Source organism: Delftia sp. 60, from assembly GCF_002754395.1.
In the GTDB taxonomy this organism is placed as follows: Bacteria; Pseudomonadota; Gammaproteobacteria; order Burkholderiales; family Burkholderiaceae_C; genus Comamonas; species Comamonas acidovorans.
The window spans coordinates 2,710,557-2,730,482 of sequence record NZ_PEFD01000001.1 but is presented as its reverse complement, the minus strand read 5'-3'; the positions used below and the strand labels follow the sequence as shown (position 1 = coordinate 2,730,482).

Genomic DNA, 19,926 nt, shown 5'->3' with positions numbered 1-19,926 from the left:
CTGCGCCGCGCCATATAACCCTGCCTCATGAGCAGAATGCATAAGCGTCTTTGTATATAGATGCTGCAAGCGGGACAATTGCACTCCAGTTGCTTGTTCCGCCGGTCTTCCATGACCGGCCCCAGCCATCATGACCAAGACCTTTTCCCCCGCTCTGCGCCTGGCGGCCCCGCTGCTGGCGCTGGGCCTTGCCTGCACCGCCTTCGGCACGGCCCACGCCGCCGAACCCCTGCTCACCCCTGCCGGCGTGCAGGCAGCCGCCGGCCAGGACGCCGTGCGCATCATCGACATCCGCGATCCCAAGGCCTATGGCGAGCGCCATATCCCAGGCGCGCTCAACGCTCCCTACGGCAAATGGCGCGGCCCCGCCGCCAACCCCGGTGAGCTGCCCGAGCTGCCCAAGCTCACCGAACTCGTGCAGTCCCTGGGGCTGACGCCGGCCACCCACGCCATCGTGGTCTCGTCGGGTGCGGACGCCACCGACTTCGGCGCCGCAGCGCGCGTGTACTGGACACTCAAGCTGCTGGGCCTCAAGGAGCTGTCCGTGCTCAACGGCGGCATGAAGGCCTGGAACGAGCAAAAGCTCCCGCAGGACAACGAGGCCGTCAAAGTGGCCCGCAGCAGCTACCAGCCCCAGCTCGACACCAGCCTGATCGCCACGCGCGAGGACGTGGGCCAGCACGTCAAGCTCAGCAACGCGGCCCTGGTGGACTCGCGCCCCGACGCCTTCTACCAGGGCAAGACGCGCGCCCCCGCCGCCAAGATCTCGGGCACCCTGCCCGGCGCGCAGCAGCTGGACTTCAACCAGTGGTTCGTGCCCGGCACTTCCACCTTTGTCGATACGGCCACGGCCAAGCAGATTGCGGCCAAGGTCAAGCGCGAGCAGGGCCAGGACATGGTGGCCTTCTGCAACACCGGCCACTGGGCAGCCACCGACTGGTTCGGCCTGTCCGAAGTCGCAGGCCTGCCGGGCGTCAAGCTGTATGCGGGCTCCATGGTGGACTGGACGCAGCAGGCCGATGCGCCGCCCATGGCCAACCAGCCCGGCCGCGCCGAATCCCTGGCCTACGACGCCAAGCAGTGGTGGGAAAAAAAGTTCAAATAAACACCCCCTGAGGCGCTTACGCGCCTTCCCCCGTGGCACGGCGCCTCTCTACCCGCTTCGCGGGGGAGGGCGACTGCATGGAGAAAAATGATATGAAACGACTTCCTCTTGCGGCCATCCTGGCCGTTTTCTTTGGCTGGCTGCTGTGGAGCGTCTCGGTGCGCCAGGCCGCGCTGTTCGCCGTGGGCCTGGGCCTGGGCGCGGTGCTGGCCGGCAAGCGCTTCGGCTTCACCACGGGCTGGCGCATGCTGATCGAGGACAAGGACGCCAGCGGCGTCTTCGGCCAGTTGCTGCTGCTGGCGCTGGCCGCCGCGCTGGCCATGCCGCTGCTGGGCCACTATCCCGAACTCACGGCCGCCCTGGGCCCGCCCAGCATCAGCCTGCTGGTGGGCGCCTTCGTCTTCGGCCTGTGCATGCAGATCGCGGACGGCTGCGGCAGCGGCACGCTGTACAAGGCCGGCATGGGCATTCCCATGAATGCGGCCATCCTGCCCGTGTTTGCCATCGGCAGCTTCCTGGGCAGCCTGCACCTGGGCTGGTGGCTGGACCTGGGCAACACCCAGCCCGTGGGCCTGGTCACGGCCTGGGGCTGGGCCCCTGCCCTGCTGGCCACGCTGGCGGCGCTGGCCGTGGTCGCGCTGGGCGTGGCCTGGTATGTGCGTGGCGCCAATGTGGCGCTCAAGCGCCCGGCCAAGCCGCTGTTCGTGCGCAAGTGGGTGGTGGGCGCGGTGCTGCTGGCCGTGCTGGCCACGCTCAACCTCGTCATTGCGGGCCAGCCCTGGGGCGTGGTCTACGGCTTCGGCCTGTGGGCCGCCAAGATCGCCAACGCCACAGGCGCCGTGGACCTGGCCGGCAACTGGTTCTGGAGCCAGCCCGGCAACGCCGCGCGCCTGCACGAGACCGTTCTGCTGGACGTGACCAGCATCACCAACATCGGCATCCTGGGCGGCGCCCTGTGGGTGGCCGCCGCCAAGCCCGTCAATGCCAAGCCGCTCACGGGCACGCAATGGATGGTGGCCCTGGTGGCCGGCCTGGTGCTGGGCTACAGCTCGCGCCTGGCCTTCGGCTGCAACGTGGGCGCCATGCTCTCGGGCATCTCCACGGGCAGCATCCACGGCTGGATCTGGGTGCCGCTGGCCTTTGCCGGCACCATCTTCGGCCTGCGCATCCGTCGCCACTTCAATTTCTGAGAGGACCTGCCATGACACAGCAAAACACCCTGCGCGCGGTCTTCTGGGCCGTGCTCGTCCTCTTCCTGGCCTGGGACCACCTGCACTCGCCGCCCGTGGACCTGCGCTTCGAGGCACCGCTGATCGCGGCCGGCTCGGGCAAGGCCACGCAAGGCGGGCACTGCTCGATGCCGGCGGGCAAATAGGCCAAGGTCAAGGTCAGGGCACGCTGGGCGCCGGCCCCTCGTCCGCGCTGGCCGTCACGGGCAGCGGCGCGGTTTCCACGTCGAAGCCAGCCGCCTGCCAGGCCTTGAGGCCGCCCACCAACGGGCGCACGTTGGCAAAGCCGGCGCGCTGCAGCTGGCGCGCCAGGCGGGCGGCGGATATCTCGTTGGGGCAGTCGCAGTAGATCACCAGCCCGTGAGGATGGTCGTGCTGGGGCAGCAGGTGCGCATGCGACTCGCCGCCATCGCGCGGGCGCAGCTCCCAGGACTGGGCGCCGGGGATATGGCCCTGGCGGTACTGCGGCAGAGCGCGCACATCGATCACCGTGGGCTCCATGCCCTGGGCATGCAGGCCCGCCAGTTCGCGCACCGACATGCGCGGCATGCGCAATGAACGCACCATGCGATGGCGCTGCCACCACTTGCGCACGATGAACAGCCCCAGCGCCACGCCCAGCAGCAACAGGCCCCACTGGCCCAGCGCCGTGAGCACGCCCAGCAGGTCTTCCACCGTGGAGCTGAACAGCGAGCCCAGGTACACGGCCGAGCCCACCCAGATCAGCGCGCCCAGCCCGTCATACAGCACGAAGCTGCGCAGCGGCGTGCCCATCACGCCGGCCAGCGCGCTGGCGATGGAGGCAAACCCCGGCACGAACTTGGCCACCAGCAGCGACCTTGCACCCCAGCGGCCGTAGACGGTCTCGGTCTGGCGGATGCAGGCATCGGGCGACAGCGAGATGCGGCAGATGCGCCCCAGCACACGGTGGCCGTAGGCCTTGCCGGCTTGGTACCAGAACAGGTCGGCAATCAGCGCCGCGCTCACGGCTACGGCCACCAGCCACAGCAGGCGCACCCAGTCAGCGCCTTCCAGCGCGCCGGTCACGACAAGCACCGGGTAGGCCGGAATCGGCGCACCCAGCTGCTCGACGAACACATTGAGAAAGACGATGCCGAAGCCGTACTCGCGGATCAGCTCCACCAGAAAACCCATGTCAGGCCTCTCTTGCCCAGACGGTGCCCGCGCCCGAAAAGAAGGCGAGGCTGCACCCGTCGCAAATGCTAGCGCGGCAGCAACATCCGCGCCCGGCCCGGGTTGATGCTCAGCCGCGCTGCAGATGCTCCAGCACCCATTGCCAGTGCGCGGGCACGTTCAGCGCCGGCGCATGGCCGCAGCCGGGCACCTCCTGCCAGTGCAGCAGGCCGCGCGCGCCGGGGCCGCGCGCGGTCATTTCCCGGGCCACCTCGGGCAGCACCAGGTCCGAGTCCACGCCCCGCAGCAGCAGCACGGGAATCTGCAGGGCGTCGTAGTGCGGCCAGATGCCGTAGTCGTCGTCATGGGCCGTGAACTGCTCGATCATGGCCGGGTCGTAGTGCGGCGTGACGCGCCCATCGGGCAGGCGGCGCACGCTGGTCTCGGTGAGCTTGCGCCACTCGGAGTCGCTGAGCCAGCCGTAGGGCCGGTAGGCCTGGCGAAAGAACGCCTCCAGCTCGCCCACGGTGTCGAAGGCCGGCGGCTCGCCCGCATAGGCCTTGATGCGCGCCAGCGCCGACTCGGCCAGCTGCGGCGCATTGTCATTGAGCACCAGCGTCGCAATGCGTGCGCGCAGCGACGGCTCGAACAGGCCCGAGGCGCAGACCGTGCCGATCGCCCCGCCCATGGACGTGCCCACCCAATGCGCGCGCTCCAGCCCCAGCGCATCGAACAGCCCGCGCGCAATGCGGGCGTAGAAGCCCAGCCGGTATTCCTCGCGCGGCGCGCGGCTCCACTGGCTCAGGCCCCGGCCCAGCGTGTCGGGGCAGATCACGCGCCAGCCCTGGCCTGCCAGGAACTGCGCCAGTGCATCCATATCACGCCCCGTGCGTGCCAGCCCGTGCCAGGCGACGACGGTGCCCGCTGGCGCCACATCGGGCGCGGGCTGCCAGTCCATGTAGTGGATCTCGTAGCCCGCGCATTGCGTGTAGCAGGAAGCGGGTACGGGCGCGGATGAGGAAGATGCTTTGGAAGCCATGGGAGAAATCTCTGCGGTGCAGGAGCGGCCGGCCGCCTTGGCCGCCGGCCGCTCCAGGGCCTGGCTCACTCAGGAATGCGGATCAGCCCGTCGCTGACCTCGATGGTGTTGGCCGTGCTGGGCCGCGCCACGAAGGGCGGCACCTGGGCCGCCGTGATGGCGGGCGCCGCGCCCGGCTGGCCGCCGCGCGGTGTGGTGCGCACCACCTGGCTGGCGGGCAGCGCGGTGCTGCTGCGCAGGTTGGCCCACACGGCATCCATGGCCTGGTTGAAGTACGGATGCAGCGGCACGAAGCGCGTGTCGAAGCCGGAGAACGGCAGGAAGGCATCGAAGTGCTGGGCATTCACCACCTCGATATAGCGCAGCCGCGTGTTGCTGCCGTCCAGCCCCCGGTTGAGCACCGTGTAGGCGCGCGCATTGTGGTTGACCGGCACCAGCGCATCGCTGCGGCCCGCCACGATGATGGTGGGCTTGCCGCGCAGCTTGGCGGTGTGCAGCACCTCGTTGATGCCGGCGCGCACGGCGTCGCTCTGGGCACGCGTGGGCACGCTGCTTTCGGAGAGATTGAAGCCGGTCACCGGATCGAAGCCCGTCACCAGCGCGTGCTGGCACAGCGCGTTGTCCAGGCCCAGGTCGGCCACGCGCGTGGAGGGCGACACGGCAAACTGCCAGGCCTTGGCCCCGCCCACCGAGTCGTTGTAGACCACCGTGGCGGGCGTGCCGTTGGCCGTGCCATTGGCCGTGGCAAAGCTCTGGGCCAGCGCAGCCCCCGTGGCGGGCACCACGTCGCCCGTGGCATTGGCGGCCGCAAAGCTGGTGCGGCACAGGTTGGCATCCACGCCAAACCGGCCATAGGCCATGGTGTACATGGCTGACAGGATGGGGCCGTTGCCCAGCGCGTAGTGGGCGTTGTGCATGCGGTCGTGGTCACGCGTCCAGCCGTACAGGCGCAGCTTGCTCAGTGCATTGGCGGCGCGGTCGGCCGTGGTGGCGCCGATGACCAGGCCCTTGGCGGCCAGGCTGGTGCAGCGTGCCTCGGCCCGCGCCGTCATGGCGGTGAGGCCTATGTAGTTGAAGATGGATGTTTCGGTCAGCGCCGCATCGGGCGCCAGCGCCGCGCAGGGCTGGTAGATGTTGCCGTAGGTGGTGTACTCGGCCAGCGTGCGGCCCGGGTTGGGCATGGTCGCATTGCCCACGGCAATGGTGTAGCCCTGGCGCGTGGGCATCTCGGTCACGGGTTCGGAGGCCACCACGCCGTCGATCAGGCCGTCCGCATCCAGCTCGGCCGCACGCAGCACGGCCGCGCCGCCGTTGGAGGCCGAGCCCGCCAGCACCAGCGTGTTGTCCTTGCCGAAGGGCACGGGGTCCTGCGTGGTGCCATAGCGGGCATTGAGCACGTACAGCGCATAGCGGGCCGCGGCCAGCGTGTCGTTGCCCCAGTCCTTTTCAGGGTTCTGCTGGGAATGCGCGTGCTTGATGGCAATGCGGTTGGGAAACGCCGCGTTGTAGGCGGCGCGCGCCGCATCGGTCAGCCGTGCGGCAAAGAAGGACAGGCTGCCGGCATCCGTACGCGTGGCGCGCGTGCCGTCCAACTTGTTGACGGTGTCGTCGCTCAGGTTGTGCAGGCCCACGCCCTTGCCCGCATCGGTCAGCGCCACGGCGCAGCCCTTCTTCAGGCCCCACTCGCCCGCCGTGCCGATGGCGCCATACACGCCGCGCGAGCCAGAGGACGGGCCCAGCACGATGCAAGGCCGGTTGCGGTCAAAACTGTCCGGCACCTGCACGGCCACCATGGTCTGCTTGCGGCCCGTGCCGTCGTCCAGCACGGCCAGGTACTCGCGCCCGGGGATCAGCCCTTCGCCCGTGGTCACCTGCCCGTCTGCCGTGATGTTGGGGCCGTACAGCGTGCCGTAGCCGCCGCCTGCCGTGGGGTCCAGGATGCCCCGGTAGTTGGAGTACAGCGCATTGCGCCGCAGCTCCGCCGCCGTGGGATTGGCAGGGTCCGCGTACAGGGGCGCGGCTGCGGCGCCCAGGCCCGTCTTGCCCAGGCCGCCCGTCAGCAAGTCCTGCGTGGCCGCCGTGGCGCCCGTGCCGGTGGCCGTGGCCGGATACACCGTGGCGCCCAGCTCGGTAAAGCCCTTGGGCAGATCGTTGCTGGGTTCATGCTCGCCGCTGCCGCAGGCCGCCAGCGCGGCCGCCGCCAGCGCCGTGAAGGCCCAGCGCCAGGGGGTTGCAGGAATCGACGACACCATCTCTTCACGCTTCAACATGCCCATCTCCTTGTGGTAGTTCTCTGATGCACGAATGCGCCAGGGGCCCTGGTCAGGCCCCGGCGCGGGAAGAACGCAGACGCCCCACGACGCCCGTGGGGAAATAGTAGACCGACAACACAAACAGCACGCCCAGCCACAGCAGCCAGCGGTCGGGAGACAGCAGCGCGGCCAGCCAGGGCAGGCTGTGCGCGGCCTCGCTGGCCACGCGCAGCAGGTCCTGCAGATAGCTCTGGGCGATGAGGAACAGCACCGAGCCGATCGCCGCACCATAGATGGTGCCCATGCCGCCGATCACCACGATCAGCAGGCAGTCCATCATGATCTCGAACGACAGCGAGGTATCTGGCCCGTTATAACGCAGCCACAGCGCCAGCATGGCACCGGCCATACAGGCGAACAGGGCCGACAGCACGCTGGAGAGGGTGCGGTACACCACCACGCGGTAGCCGATGGCCTCGGCACGGAACTCGTTCTCGCGGATGGCCTGCAGCACGCGGCCAAACGGGGAATTGACGATGCGCAGCAGCGCCAGCACCAGCACCACGGCCAGCACGAACAGCAGGTAGTAGGTGATGATGCGCCCGTCGATCAGCACGCCCAGCACCTCGTTCTCGAACGGCTCGAAGCTGGGCGACAGCCACTCGGGCAGCTTGAAGCTCAGCCCGTCTTCCCCGCCCGTCCATTCCGACAGCTGCGAGGCCAGCGTCTGGAACGCCGCCGCCACGGCCAGCGTGATCATGGCAAAGAAGATGGCCCGCACCCGCAGCGAGAACAGGCCGATGGCCAGCGACAGCAGCAGCGACACCAGCAGCGCCGCGGCCAGGCCCAGCGCCAGCGCACCCCAGCCCGCGCCCATGCGCGACGATGCAATCGCCACGCCATAGGCGCCAATGCCGAAGAACATGGTGTGCGCAAAGCTCACGATGCCGGTGTAACCCAGCATCAGATCGAAGCTGGCCACCAGCACAACGAAGATCAGCACCTTGGCCGCCACGTTCAGCGCCTTCACGCCAGGGAACACGAAGGGCGCCGCCGCCAGCCCCAGGAAAATCAACAGCAGCAGCACCGCCAGCACGCGGCTGCGCGGCAGGTCGCCGGAAAGCAATCGGTTGAGCATGTCGATCACTCCTTCAGCGGTTGGCCACCGGGTACACGCCCTGCGGGCGCCACAGCAGGATGGCCACCATCAACGCAATGTTGGAAAACAGCGCCACCTTGGGCACCAGGAACCCCGTGTAGTTGGCCATCAGCCCCACCAGCAGCGCGCCGATCAGCGCCCCGCCCGTGCTGCCCAGCCCGCCGATGATGATCACGATGAAGATCAGCACATTCACCTGCGCCCCCATCTGCGGCACCACGCTCTGCTGGTACATGCCCCACATCACCCCGCCCAGCCCGGCCAGGGCCGAGCCCGCCACGAACACGCCCACGAACAGGCGGCGCACGCGGTAGCCCAGGGCCTCCACCATCTCGCGGTCCTGCACGCCCGCGCGGATCAGCAGGCCGATCTTGGTGCGCGACAGCGTCCAGGCCAGCAGGGCAAACACCGCCAGCCCCACCAGCACGGCCACCACGCGGTACTTCTCCACGGCGGCATCGCCCAGCAGCCAGGCGCCCTTCATGCCCTGGGGCAGCGGCAGCGGAATCTGCTGCGGGCCCCAGATGAGCTTGATCAGTTCCTCGCCGATGATCATGCCGCCCATGGTGATCAGGATCTGCTTGAGATGCTGGCCGTACACGGGCCGCACGATGAAGCGCTCGAACGCCAGCCCGATGGCGCCCGCCACCAGCATGGCCACCACCATCGCCGGCAGCACGGCCAGCAGGTTGCGCCACAGCTGCTCGGACCCCGTCCAGTCGCCCATGGCACCCAGCACGCTGGTGGCCACGAAGGCACCCAGCGCGATGAACACGCCGTGGCCGAAGTTCAGCACGTCCATCAGCCCGAACACCAGCGTCAGCCCCGAGGCGATGATGAACACGATCATCCCCATGGCCAGCCCTGCCACCGTCAGCGTCAGCCAGGTCGAGGCCGAGCCCACCAGCGGCAGCGCCACCAGGGCCAGCACCGGCACCAGCAGCAGCGGCTTGAAATCCACATCCAGCCTGTTCAGCTTGTTCATAGCGAAAGCCCCAGCAGCGACTGCTGCAACGCCGCGTCTGCCGAGAACTCGGCCATGCCGCCCGCATGCACCACGCGGCCGTTGTCCATCACCGCCACGCGGTCGCCCAGGCGGCGCGCAAAGCCCAGGTTCTGCTCCACCAGCACAATCGTCGTGCCGCCCGCCTTGAGCTGGGCGAAGGCCGCGATCATGTTCTCGATGATGGCCGGTGCCAGGCCCTTGCTGGGCTCGTCCACGATCAGCAGATCACGCGGCTCCACGATGGCGCGCGCCACCGCCACCATCTGCTTTTGCCCGCCCGACAGCTTGCCGGCCGGGTGGTTCCAGAACTTCTCCACGGCCGGGAACATGCCGAAGATCCACTGCAGCCGCTGCGCGTCCATGCGGTCGGCGCGCGAGGCGCCGCGCGCGGCCAGCAGCAGGTTTTCCTGCACCGTCAGGTCCGCGAAGATGCCCATGTTCTCGGGCACATAGGCAATGTTCAGCCGCGCGATCGCCGGCGTGGGCAGGGCCGTGATGTCGGCCCCGCCAAATGCGATGCGCCCCTGGCTGGCTCGCCACAGGCCCATGATGGTGCGCAGCGTGGTCGTCTTGCCCGCGCCGTTGCGCCCCAGCAGCATGGTCAGCTGCCCGCGCGGCACGGCCAGGTCCACGCCATGCAGGATGTGATAGGCCCCGATATGTGTGTGCACGCCCGACAGCTCAAGCAGGTTGGAGTGGGAACTGTGGTCGAGCGTCATGCGGCCTCCTTCACGGCGCCCTGCTCCGGCATCACACCCAGGTAGGCCTGCTGCACCACAGGCGAGGCAATGACCTCGGCCGGCGGCCCATCGGCCACCAGCGTGCCATTGGTCAGCACGATGATGCGGTCGGCCAGCTCACGCACCACATCCATCTTGTGCTCCACCAGCAGGATGATCTTGCTGCGGTCCTGCTTGAGCTTGCGTATCAGGTCCAGGATCACCGGCGCCTCGTCATGGCTCATGCCCGCCGTGGGCTCGTCGAACATATAGACCTGGGGTTCCAGCGCCATCAGCAAGGCCACCTCCAGCTTGCGCTGGTCGCCATGCGGCAGCGCGGCCACGGCCTCGTCGCGCCGGGCGGACAGGGCCACCTGGTCGAGGATGTGCAGCGCCCGCTGCGTGAGCGCGCGGTGGTCGCTCCAGATGCTCCACAGGTTCAGGCCGCGCCGGTGCGGCCCCTCGTCACGCGCCTGCACGGCCAGGCGCACGTTCTCCAGCACGCTCAGGTGCGGGAACAGATTGGTGAGCTGGAACGCCCGCCCCAGCCCGGCGCGCGTGCGCGCCGAAGGGGCCAGCCCCGTCAGCTCGCGCCCGCCCAGCAGCACGCGCCCGGCCGTGGCCTTGAGCTGCCCCGAGATCAGGTTGAAATACGTGGTCTTGCCCGCCCCGTTGGGACCCACGATGGCCGTCAGCGTGCCCGGCTCGAAAGAGCAGCTCACGCCGTTGACGGCCACATGGCCCCCGAAGCGGATGGTCAGATCCTCTGTGCGCAACATTGCTCAGCGGCCGTTGCGGATGGGGACCTGCATCTCCTCGGGCTTAATCTCGCGCACCAGCTCGGGCACGCCCCAGGCCAGCGCCGGGTCCACGCGGATCTTGAAGTGGTACATGCTCTGCAGGGCCTGGTGGTCTTCCTTGCGGAAGGTCATCTGGCCCTTGGGCGTGTCGAAGCTCATGCCCTCCATGGCCTTGATCAGCGCGTTGGTCTTGGTGTCTCCACCTGTCTTCTTGAGCGCCGTCACGATGGCCATGGCCGCGGAGAAACCGCCGGCCGTGAAGAAATCCGGCGGCGTCTTGTACTGCTTGTAGTGCATGGACACCAGCGCCTCGTTCACCGGGTTCTTGGGAATGCCGTAGTAGTAGTACGTGGCGCCCTCCATGCCCGGCAGATTCTTGTAGGCCGCCATGGCGGGCAGGATGTTGCCGCCCGTGGCGATCTCGATCCCGTAGCGCTTGAGATCCATGTCCGCGATCTTGAACGGATTGCCCGCCCCGGCCCACACGATCCAGATGATCTTCCTGCCCGGCTGGTCCTTGAGCTTGTCGATCAGCCGCTGCGCCCCTGCCGTGAAATCCGTGGTGGCTGCGGGCAGGTACTCCTCATGCGCCAGCTTGCCCTTCTTGATGGCGTCCTTGAAGGCCTTCACCCCGTCGCGGCCGAAGGCGTTGTCCTGGGCCAGCGTGGCAATCGTCACGCCCGCCTTGTCGATGGCCACGGCATTGCTGATGGCGTCCTGGCTGGAATTGCGGCCCGTGCGGAAGATGTACTTGTTCCACTTGTCGCCCGTGATCGAATCGGCCACGGCCGGCTCCACCAGCAAAATCTTCTTGTACTCCTCGGCCACGGGCAGCATGGCCAGCGCCACGCCGGACGACGTGGGCCCCACGGCCAGATCGGCCTTGTCATCGGAATACGCCGTGGCCAGCAGGCTCTTGCCCAGGTCGGGCTTGCCCTGGTCGTCCTTCTCGATCACCACCAGCTTTTTGCCATTCACCGCCATGCTGCCGCCCGTGGCGTACTCCAGCCCCATCAGCAGCCCCGCCTGGGTCTGCTTGCCATAGGCCTCCAGCGCGCCGGTCTTGCTGTAGACGTGGGCAATGCGGATCTCGCCCTGCTGGGCCATGGCGGCAGGAGCCGCAGCGGCCATGGTGGCCATGGCGGAGAGTGCGAGGGCGGAATGCAGGAAGGGGCGGCGTTGCATGGTTTGTCTCCTTGGGTTGGCGGCTGGGCTGGCGCCCGCTGCTTTTGTGGGGAGGGACCATGCATGCTTTGTGCCAGGCAGGGCCAGGCAGGCCAAGCAGGCGCGATGGCAGGCGCGGGCAGAGCACGGGCAGCGAGTGCCCAACCATTAAACAGATTCAGTGTCTTGACTTCAGACAGTTGCCTGAATCCGATACAGGGCAAACCATGAACCCATGGCACCCCTTGCACCCCTGACATCTTCCCCCGCGCTTGGCCACGCAGGGCATCAGGCCTTGGCGAGCCGCTCCTTTGCCAGCTTCGTGCCTTCTGCCAGCGCTTTCAGCTTGCGCCACGCCACGTCCCGGCCCATGGGCGCCAGGCCGCAATTCGTGCAGGGGAACAGCCGCTCCTTCGGCACGAACTCCAGCGCCCGGCCGATGGTGTCCGCCACTTCCTCGGGTGTCTCCACCACGTCGCTGGCCACATCGATCACGCCGACCATCACGTCCTTGCCGGCCAGCAGCCTCATCAGGTCGGGCGGCACGTGGGAGTGGATGCATTCCAGGCTCACCTGGTCGATGCGGCTCCTGGCCAGCGCGGGAAACACCGTCTCGTACTGGCGCCATTCCTCGCCCAGCGTGCTCTTCCAGTCCGTATTGGCCTTGATCCCGTAGCCGTAGCAGATATGCACGGCCGTCGTGCAGGTCAGGCCCTGCGCTGCGCGCTCCAGCGCCTGCACGCCCCAGTCGGCGGCATCCTTCATGTAGACATTGAAGGCGGGCTCGTCGAACTGGATGATGTCCACGCCGTCGGCCTGCAGCGCCAGGGCCTCCTGGTTGAGCAGCTCGGCAAAGGCAAAGGCCATCTTGACCTTGTCGCCATAGAAGCGGTCCGCCACGGTATCGACGATGGTCATCGGGCCGGGCAGCGTGAACTTCAGCTTCTTCCTGGTGTGCGCACGCGCCAGTTGCGCCTCGAAGGCATGCACGCGGCCCTTCAGGCGCAGGGCGGCAACCACCTGCGGCACCATCGCGTCGTAGCGGTTGTCGCGGATGCCCATCTTCACCTTGTTGTCGAAGTCGATGCCCTCCACCTGCTCCAGAAAGCCATGCACGAAATGCTGGCGCGACTGCTCGCCGTCGCACACGATGTCCAGGCCTGCATCTTCCTGGGCCTTGATCCACAGCAGGGTTGCATCGGCCTTGGCCTGGCGAAGCGCATCGCCCTCGGCCCGCCACTGGGGCCAGAGCTTGTTGGTTTCGGCCAGCCAGGCTGGCTTGGGCAGGCTGCCGGCGATAGAGGTTTCAAACATCGGAGAATTCCTTCAAGGCAAAGAGGGGGGGTGCCAGCGTACTTCAGGAGCGTTGTCCCAAAGCCGCTGTGCAATCAATGAAAAATGGTCTGTCTGTCTGTCTGTCTGTCTGTCTGTCTGGCCGGTCAGAGCGCGCAATCGGCAGCCCATTGCTCAAGAACATTCCTGTACGGCTTGATGAAATGCTCCTGCGCAAACCTGCCCTGCTTGACGGCCAGCTGGCTGCGCTCTTCGCGGTCATAGACAATCTGCGTCAACGAGTAATCATGGTTCTTCAGGCTCGGCTGATAGATTTTTCCTGCCGCGCAATTGGCGTTGTAGATCTCGGGGCGGTAAATCTTCTGGAAGGTTTCCATGGTGCTGATGGTGCCGATCAACTCAAGATTCGTGTAGTCGGCCAGCAGGTCGCCCTGAAAATAGAAAGCCAGGGGTGCAACGCTATTGGGCGGCATGAAAAATCGAACCTGCATTCCCATCTTCCCGAAATACCGGTCCGTCGATGACAGCTCATTTTGCTGATACTCGGCACCCAGTACGGGATGCTGGTTTCCGGTGCGCTGATAGGTCTTGCTGGTAGAGGCGCTGATGCAGATGACGGGGGGCTTGTTGAAGTGCTCCCTGTACGTGCTCGAACGGGCGAATTGCTTGAACAGCTTGCCATGCAGGTCGCCAAAATCGTCCGGCGTGCTGAACTCCTGGCGGTTGATGTTGTACTCCGGCAGCAGAACACTGAAGTCATAGTCACGCACGTAGGATGAGAAATTGTTCCCTGCAATGCCGGCTATGCGCTTGTTCGATTTTCTGTCGAGAATGCTGGTCTTCAATATCTCGATCAGCGGAAATACGCCACTTCCCATCTCGGCACTCATGCCCATGTCCACGGAGATGATGTCCAGCTCGACTGAGTAGCGGTCTCCCGTCGGATTGTCCCAATGCGCCAGGTCATTGAAGCGGTTGTCAATCATCCTCAGCGTATGGCGCAGGTTCTGCTGCCGGCTTGCTCCCCGGGCCAGATTGGCAAAGTTGGTCGTAATGCGCGTGCTGTCCGATGGGTGATAGTTCTCATCGAAACGGATGCTCTTGAGGCTGAAGTGCAGTTCTGCGTTCATGGTGATCCATTGACCTGATTTAGAAATAAAAAAGTGGGTTGACTCAGGCCGCAGCCATTTCCTCGGCCAGGCAGGGCCTGGCGCGGTGCATCAGCTCGACCAGCGGCAATGCCCGTTGCACCGCCAGTGCGGCCCGCTGTATCAGGGCCTCGTCGTGCAGGCGGTAGTCCACGAAATCCTTGTCGGTCGCGTAGACACCCAGCGGCAGGGTGCGCGCCTGGAAGAAGCTGAACAGCGGCCGCAGCTGGTGGTCGATCACCAGGGCATGGCGCTCACTGCCACCGGTGGCCGCCAGCAGCACGGGCTTGTCGATCAAGGCATCCTGGTGGACGAAGTCGAAGAAGTGCTTGAACAACCCGGTATAGGCGCCACGAAAGACCGGTGTGGCCACCACCAGCACATCCGCCTGCTCCACCGCCGCAAGCTCACGCTCCACCCTCTCGGGCAACTGCGAGCGCCACACCGCGCCGGCAAGCTGCGGCGCAAGCTGGCCCAGTTCCACCAGGCGTTGTTCGCACGGAACTTCGTCGGCGATCAGATCAGACAGATGCTCTGCCAGGGCGGCAGATTTGGAGGGGCGTTGCAGTCCACCGGAAACGGCGACCAGACGGAGTGGACGTGACATGGCTGCGCTCACGCGAGATGGCCAAGTTCAGCGCGGGAGCCGGCTCTGGCCTCCATGCGATCCGAGGATGTGGTGATGTCCATGACTGCCTCCCAAAATGCAAACGAACAATGGGAGCGAATGGTATGGATGCGGATCGATGAAGTAAAATGGTTTTAATTCACAGATGCATGAGCCACACTCATGCTCGGGCTTGATCCCGCCCCTCTTACCCATCGGCCTTGTCATCGGAATACGCCGTGGCCAGCAGGCTCTTGCCCAGGTCGGGCTTGCTCTGGTCGTCCTTCTCGATCACCACCAGCTTCCCATGCTGCCGCCCGTGGCGTACTCCAGCCCATCAGCAACCCGGCCTGGGTCTGCTTGCCATAGGCCTCCAGCGCACCCGTCTTGCTGGGCCAGTACTGAATGCTTGCTCAGAGCCTCTTCTTATCTGCCAACCGCGGCCTGCTCCCTGACCCACTCCCTACTTTTTCCACTCACGCACCATTCTGGTTTTTTGACCCAATCAGTGAAATACATATTGGGGTGATCTTCCAAAATATTGCAACGCACATAACCCATTTTTGGCATAGCGTAGTATTGCAGCGGAGTAAGCACAAAAATACAAACAGCAATCAAGGAGGCTCCAAATATATTGCTCATGCAAAAAATGCGGTCAATAATTTTCGCCACCGAAGCACCGCATGGAATGGCTTTAAGCACTGAACCAATAGCCACAACGATTGAAATGATGATGATGTAAATTGACAGAGGTGCTCCGGGAGTTATTCTTACCATCGCCGATCTCTCCGAAATTTCCTCTATTGCAGAAATCAAGCCAACATCCAAAACCCACAACCCCATCAACAAGAGACCGATGCAAAACGGTATTACCCAAATGATCATCCCACGAATTCTTTTTAAATCATGCATTTTTTATCATTCATTTGATTTTATGAGAAACCATGTTCAAGTTTAAGTCAGGCGCTCCGAGCGGCTTGCATTCATCGGATTTCAACAAATACAGCCCGACATCAGTTCCCCCAGGAATACTTTTCAGGGAATCAATAACTCTTTCCTTTATTTTGAATTTCCTGTCCATCATATTCAAGGCAATTCCAGAAACAAATACAACCACAGCCATGGTAAACAAAGGAGCAACTGCGACAGCCGTTACTATCGGCACCATGAATCCAGCTATAAGTCCTATCGAGGTCGCCAGCCCTGCCTTTACCGCTTCCACCCCAATCCCGCCTACCAGATCATGCATGGTCTTCTCGTCATTGAAGATGAAGTCCAGCGTCTCGACGGCAGTGGAAACAACGATGCTCAGGATGAAGCCGCCCTTGGCCACGTTCTGCAGGCCACGCATTCCCAGGCCCATCTGGATCATGCGTGGGTGCGTGGCCAAAAAGCGTGTGCCCTGCAGCAACTGATGCCGAAAGCCTGCTCGACCTTTGATGATGATGTAGGAGCCCTTGGCCGTTGTCTTGATGTAGGTACCTGCCCCGGCAATACCCAGTGCGATCAGTGTCTTGGCGATCAGATAGCTGTCGGTTGCAGCCAATGCCGCAGGAAGGGTTACGGGCTTTTCGGCACCGGGGCTGACTGTCTGGCGCCAGTACCGCCCCAGTGCACTTTGCGCCAGGATGCCATGCAACCGCTCGGCCAGCCGCGGGTCGCGGCGGGCCTTGTCCTGCAGGATGCCTACGTACTCCTGGGGCGTGAGCACCAGTACATCTGCCTGTCGGCTGTTCATGGCATTGGCCATTTGCCGGTTGAAGGCCTTGGTGTGGTCGATATAAGGACGGGAGCTGTCTGTGAATTCGCTCATGGCAGTGTTGTCATTGGTGCAATCTCGAAAAAAAGCGCTGCCTGGCTTGCCTTCGGTGGCTATTTCCAATGACGGGCTGTTGCTGAAAAGAAAGTCCCTGGCCTGCGTGCGAAAACGCGGCGCACCGGGCTTGCGCAATTGCCATGGGAGTGGCAACTGTGCGCGGTAGACCGGCGTACGCCTCGCCTGTGGATTTTTCAGGTTATGCGGGCGTTTGCAGGGGCCGTACGCGATGCCGTTGCGCCCACAGTCAAATCTCATGCGCCAAAGTGCAAAAAATTGCCACGGCCAGCACCATAGGCGCAGCAAATCCCGGCATACAGGCGCTTGCCGCCCTTGATTCAGCCAAATGAAGCGAGGAACGAGCCGGCATTGCAGGCCCGATATGCCGTATATGCCGCATATGCCGCATATGCAAAGCGTGCTGCAGCTCAGCCTTGAAGGATGTGTGCCTGCACCAGGCACTCCCGCAACGCCTGCGCCACAGGCCCCAGCACGCGGTCACGCCTTTGCAGCAGGCCCAGCGTGCGCCACACATCGGGCGCGGTCAGGGGCACCCCGCAGACCTGGGCGTGGTCCTGGCGCAGGGCCAGCTGGGGCACGGCGGCCAGCCCCAGGCCGGCTTCCACCAGGGCCAGGGCGCCTGTGACGTGGTTGCACTCGTGCCAGGCCACGGGCTGCTCGGGCAGGCCGGCCATCACCTGGTCCAGCAGCAGCCGGTTGCCGCTCTTGTGGGAAACGGACACCAGGCGCTTGCCCGCCAGCTCGGCCCATTCCACCTGGCTGCGCCCGGCCCAGGCGTGGCTGCGCGGCATGGCCAGCACATAGCGCTCGCGCGTGAGCGCCTCAAAGCGCAGCGACGGCTCCTGGCTGCCCGTGAAGCTCAGGCCAAAGTCCGCATCCCCGCGCAGCACGGCCTCCACCACCTGCTGCGCGCTCTCGTCGATGACGTGCACCTGCACATCGGGCTGCTCCACGGCAAAGGTCTTCAGCACGGGCGGCAGCAGATTGGTGGCCACCGAAGGCACGCAGGCGACCGTCACCCTGCCACGGCGCAGCTTCAGCTGGTCATCCACGCGCTGCACGGCCTCGTCCAGGCCGGCCAGGGCCCTGCGCGCCTCCTGCAGGAACTCATGGCCCACCTCGGTCAGTTCCACACGCCGCGTGGTGCGCTCCAGCAGCCGCGCGCCCAGCACGGACTCCAGCCGCTCCACCCGCCGGCTCAAGGCAGGCGGCGACAGGAAAAGCGCTTCTGCGGCCAGCCGAAAGCTGGCCTTCTCGGCCGTGGTCACGAAGGCGATCAATTCCCCCATGTCGAATTTGATGCGCTGCACGCAACAGTCCTTCCAAAAGTTGCAATTCACAGAATAACACCCGCTGCATAGGATGGCGCCCTTGATAACGCTGCCCCCTGCAGGCAGGCAAGACCAACAAACGGAGACGACATGCACCAACGCAGACTGATCGCAGGCGGCGCCCTGGCCGCCCTTCTTTCCCTGGCCGTGGGCACCGCCCAGGCCCAGGACTTCCCCCCCAAGAAACCCGTGGTCATGGTGGTCGGCTTCGCCGCAGGCGGCTCGGCCGACATTGCCGCGCGCATCATCGCCAAGAAGCTGGGCGAGAACATCGGCCAGAGCGTGGTCGTGGAAAACAAGCCCGGCGCGGGCGGCAACCTGGCCCACACGCAGGTGGCCAATGGCCCGTCCGACGGCTCGGTGCTGCTTTTCGGCTCCATCGGCCCGCTGGCCATCGCACCGCACTTCATGAAGATCGGCTACGACCCGCTCAAGGACCTGGCCCCCATCACCATGGGCGTGAACTTTCCCAACGTACTCGTCGTGCCTGCCGCCACGGGCATCAAGACCCTGGGCGAATACGTGGCCAAGGCCAAGCGCGAACCCGGCAAGCTGGACTTCGCCTCCACCGGCCCCGGCTCCGCATCGCACCTGGCCGGTGAACTGCTCAACGATGTCGCCAAGATCGACACCCTGCACGTGCCCTACAAGGGCGGCGCGCCCGCCCTGCAGGACGTGCTGGGCAACCGCGTGACCTCCTTCTACGCAGCCCCGCCCACGGCCCTGCCCCACATCGAATCGGGCAAGCTGATCCCGCTGGCCACCACGGGCCTCACGCGCCCGGCCTACCTGCCCAACGTGCCCACCGTGGCCGAGAGCTTCCCCGGCTTCAACGCCACCAACTGGTACGCCTTCGTGGCATCCGCCAAGACGCCCAAGCCCTTGCTGGACCGCTGGAACACCGAGCTGGTCAAGGTGCTGAACACCCCCGAAGTGCGCGACAACCTGCTCAAGCACGGCCAGACCGCCGCCCCGGGCACCCGCGAGGAACTGGGCCAGTTCATCGCCGCCGAGCACGCCAAGTGGGGCCGCATCATCCGCGAGCGAAAAATCACCGCCGATTGATCCCCCTTGGCTGTCTCAGCAGCCTCGGCAGCCATCCCCCAACCATAAAAAACCAGGAGACAAACCATGACCGCCATCCGTTCCACCCCCCAGCAGTCCTATCTGCAGTCCTCCGTGCCATCCCCCCTGCGCCGCCGCACCCTGGGCGCGCTGCTGGGCGGCGCCCTCAGCCTGGGCCTGGCCCTGGGCGCTGCCACGCCCTCCACCGCCGCCGCAGATGAAATCCGCGTGGTCACCTCGGGCGGCTTCTCTGCCGCCTATGACCAGCTGATACCCCTGTACGAGCAGGCCACGGGCCACAAGGTCGTCACCTCGCGCGGCGCCTCCATGGGCAATGCGCAGGACTCCATTCCCAGCCGCCTGGCACGCGGCGAGCAGTTCGATATCGTCATCCTCGCGGATGGAGCCTTGGACAATCTGGCCGCCCAAGGCAAGGTGGAAGCGGGCAGCCGTGTGGACCTGGCGCGCTCCATGATCGGCATGAGCGTGCGCAAGGGCACGCCCAAGCCCGACATCAGCACCGTGGACGCGCTCAAGCAAACTCTGCTGGATGCCAAGACCATTGCCTACTCGGCCAGCGCCAGCGGCACCTATCTGGCCAACGAACTGTTCCCGCGCCTGGGCGTGGCCGAGCAGATGAAGGGCAAGGCCACCCGCATCCTCAGCGAGCGCGTGGGCGCCGTGGTTCTGCGTGGCGATGCGGACATCGGCTTCCAGCAGGTCAGCGAACTGCTGCCGTTCAAGGAGCTGGAATTCGTCGGCCCCCTGCCCGATGAAGTGCAGCAGCGCGTCTTCTTCTCCGCAGGCGTGGCCACCGGCGCCAAGAGCCCTGAGACGGCGCGCCACCTGATCCGCTTCCTGGCAGCCCCCGCCGCCGCGCCCATCGTGCGCAGCACGGGCATGGAGCCGGCGGCCAAGCCCTGACGGCAGGCCCCTGAGCCCTCAAGGCCCTCTAGGCACTCAAGGCCCTCAGGGCCCTCAGGGCCCTCGACACACAGGGGGCCTTCACCCCTCCCCGGTTCGACCTCCGTTCAGCGG

At 65.6% G+C, this 19,926-nt stretch carries 19 protein-coding genes and 1 pseudogene; 5 read left to right on the top strand and 15 right to left on the bottom strand.

Annotated features, from left to right (window positions below; genetic code table 11):
• Positions 1-130 precede the first annotated feature (130 nt).
• The 3 genes from CLV01_RS12310 (at position 131) to CLV01_RS29075 (ending at position 2,480) form a co-directional block, all read left to right on the top strand.
• The gene (locus CLV01_RS12310; protein ID WP_099734192.1) at positions 131-1,105 is read left to right on the top strand and encodes a sulfurtransferase; all 975 of its coding nucleotides are present in this window, start codon (positions 131-133) and stop codon (positions 1,103-1,105) included.
• A gap of 92 nt (positions 1,106-1,197) precedes the next feature.
• Positions 1,198-2,295 (top strand): YeeE/YedE thiosulfate transporter family protein, encoded by a 1,098-nt coding sequence (locus CLV01_RS12305; RefSeq protein WP_047218325.1) that lies wholly within the window; start codon positions 1,198-1,200, stop codon positions 2,293-2,295.
• A gap of 11 nt (positions 2,296-2,306) precedes the next feature.
• Positions 2,307-2,480, top strand: coding sequence for a hypothetical protein (locus tag CLV01_RS29075; RefSeq protein ID WP_012204476.1), 174 nt, complete (start codon positions 2,307-2,309; stop codon positions 2,478-2,480).
• Positions 2,481-2,493: 13 nt separating this feature from the next.
• On the opposite strand, the gene CLV01_RS12300 is transcribed toward CLV01_RS29075, so the two are convergent.
• The 15 genes and pseudogenes from CLV01_RS12300 to CLV01_RS12230 all read right to left on the bottom strand — a co-directional run bounded on the left by CLV01_RS12300 (position 2,494) and on the right by CLV01_RS12230 (position 17,802).
• Entirely contained in the window at positions 2,494-3,489 is a 996-nt protein-coding gene (locus CLV01_RS12300) for a rhodanese-like domain-containing protein (protein WP_012204475.1), read from the bottom strand.
• Between the two features lie 109 nt (positions 3,490-3,598).
• On the bottom strand, positions 3,599-4,507 hold the full coding sequence (locus tag CLV01_RS12295) for an alpha/beta fold hydrolase (protein WP_099735167.1): 909 nt from the start codon (positions 4,505-4,507) through the stop codon (positions 3,599-3,601).
• 65 nt (positions 4,508-4,572) lie between these two features.
• Positions 4,573-6,777 (bottom strand): 3-hydroxybutyrate oligomer hydrolase family protein, encoded by a 2,205-nt coding sequence (locus CLV01_RS12290; protein WP_099735168.1) that lies wholly within the window; start codon positions 6,775-6,777, stop codon positions 4,573-4,575.
• Positions 6,778-6,829: 52 nt separating this feature from the next.
• The gene (locus CLV01_RS12285) at positions 6,830-7,897 is read right to left on the bottom strand and encodes a branched-chain amino acid ABC transporter permease (protein WP_099735169.1); all 1,068 of its coding nucleotides are present in this window, start codon (positions 7,895-7,897) and stop codon (positions 6,830-6,832) included.
• A 13-nt stretch (positions 7,898-7,910) separates the two neighbouring features.
• Positions 7,911-8,903, bottom strand: coding sequence for a branched-chain amino acid ABC transporter permease (locus CLV01_RS12280; RefSeq protein ID WP_034391650.1), 993 nt, complete (start codon positions 8,901-8,903; stop codon positions 7,911-7,913).
• Positions 8,900-9,643 carry a branched-chain amino acid ABC transporter ATP-binding protein gene (locus CLV01_RS12275; protein WP_043823826.1) on the bottom strand — a complete coding sequence of 248 codons (744 nt, stop codon included), beginning with the start codon at positions 9,641-9,643 and terminating at the stop codon, positions 8,900-8,902. The genes CLV01_RS12280 and CLV01_RS12275 overlap by 4 nt, the downstream gene beginning before the upstream one ends.
• Positions 9,640-10,422 carry an ABC transporter ATP-binding protein gene (locus CLV01_RS12270; protein ID WP_099734193.1) on the bottom strand — a complete coding sequence of 261 codons (783 nt, stop codon included), beginning with the start codon at positions 10,420-10,422 and terminating at the stop codon, positions 9,640-9,642. The genes CLV01_RS12275 and CLV01_RS12270 overlap by 4 nt, the downstream gene beginning before the upstream one ends.
• 3 nt (positions 10,423-10,425) lie before the next feature.
• Positions 10,426-11,628: a substrate-binding domain-containing protein gene (locus CLV01_RS12265; RefSeq protein ID WP_099734194.1), complete on the bottom strand. Its 1,203-nt coding sequence runs from the start codon at positions 11,626-11,628 to the stop codon at positions 10,426-10,428.
• A gap of 267 nt (positions 11,629-11,895) precedes the next feature.
• Entirely contained in the window at positions 11,896-12,921 is a 1,026-nt protein-coding gene (locus CLV01_RS12260) for a methionine synthase (protein WP_013803331.1), read from the bottom strand.
• Between the two features lie 125 nt (positions 12,922-13,046).
• Positions 13,047-14,030 (bottom strand): DUF1852 domain-containing protein, encoded by a 984-nt coding sequence (locus CLV01_RS12255; protein WP_099734195.1) that lies wholly within the window; start codon positions 14,028-14,030, stop codon positions 13,047-13,049.
• A 43-nt stretch (positions 14,031-14,073) separates the two neighbouring features.
• The gene (gene msuE, locus CLV01_RS12250) at positions 14,074-14,655 is read right to left on the bottom strand and encodes an FMN reductase (protein ID WP_013803333.1); all 582 of its coding nucleotides are present in this window, start codon (positions 14,653-14,655) and stop codon (positions 14,074-14,076) included.
• A gap of 214 nt (positions 14,656-14,869) precedes the next feature.
• A pseudogene (locus tag CLV01_RS12245) lies at positions 14,870-15,047 on the bottom strand (ABC transporter permease); the annotation flags it as partial.
• Between the two features lie 34 nt (positions 15,048-15,081).
• Positions 15,082-15,567: a hypothetical protein gene (locus CLV01_RS29525; protein ID WP_257221273.1), complete on the bottom strand. Its 486-nt coding sequence runs from the start codon at positions 15,565-15,567 to the stop codon at positions 15,082-15,084.
• A 10-nt stretch (positions 15,568-15,577) separates the two neighbouring features.
• On the bottom strand, positions 15,578-16,729 hold the full coding sequence (locus CLV01_RS12235) for a hypothetical protein (RefSeq protein WP_143290075.1): 1,152 nt from the start codon (positions 16,727-16,729) through the stop codon (positions 15,578-15,580).
• Positions 16,730-16,899: 170 nt separating this feature from the next.
• Entirely contained in the window at positions 16,900-17,802 is a 903-nt protein-coding gene (locus CLV01_RS12230; RefSeq protein WP_063326697.1) for a LysR family transcriptional regulator, read from the bottom strand.
• 111 nt (positions 17,803-17,913) lie between these two features.
• Between CLV01_RS12230 and CLV01_RS12225 the strand changes: the two genes are divergently transcribed.
• Both CLV01_RS12225 and CLV01_RS12220 read left to right on the top strand, forming a co-directional pair.
• The gene (locus CLV01_RS12225) at positions 17,914-18,888 is read left to right on the top strand and encodes a Bug family tripartite tricarboxylate transporter substrate binding protein (RefSeq protein WP_034391632.1); all 975 of its coding nucleotides are present in this window, start codon (positions 17,914-17,916) and stop codon (positions 18,886-18,888) included.
• A 66-nt stretch (positions 18,889-18,954) separates the two neighbouring features.
• Positions 18,955-19,812 carry a substrate-binding domain-containing protein gene (locus CLV01_RS12220; protein WP_099734197.1) on the top strand — a complete coding sequence of 286 codons (858 nt, stop codon included), beginning with the start codon at positions 18,955-18,957 and terminating at the stop codon, positions 19,810-19,812.
• Positions 19,813-19,926 lie beyond the last annotated feature (114 nt).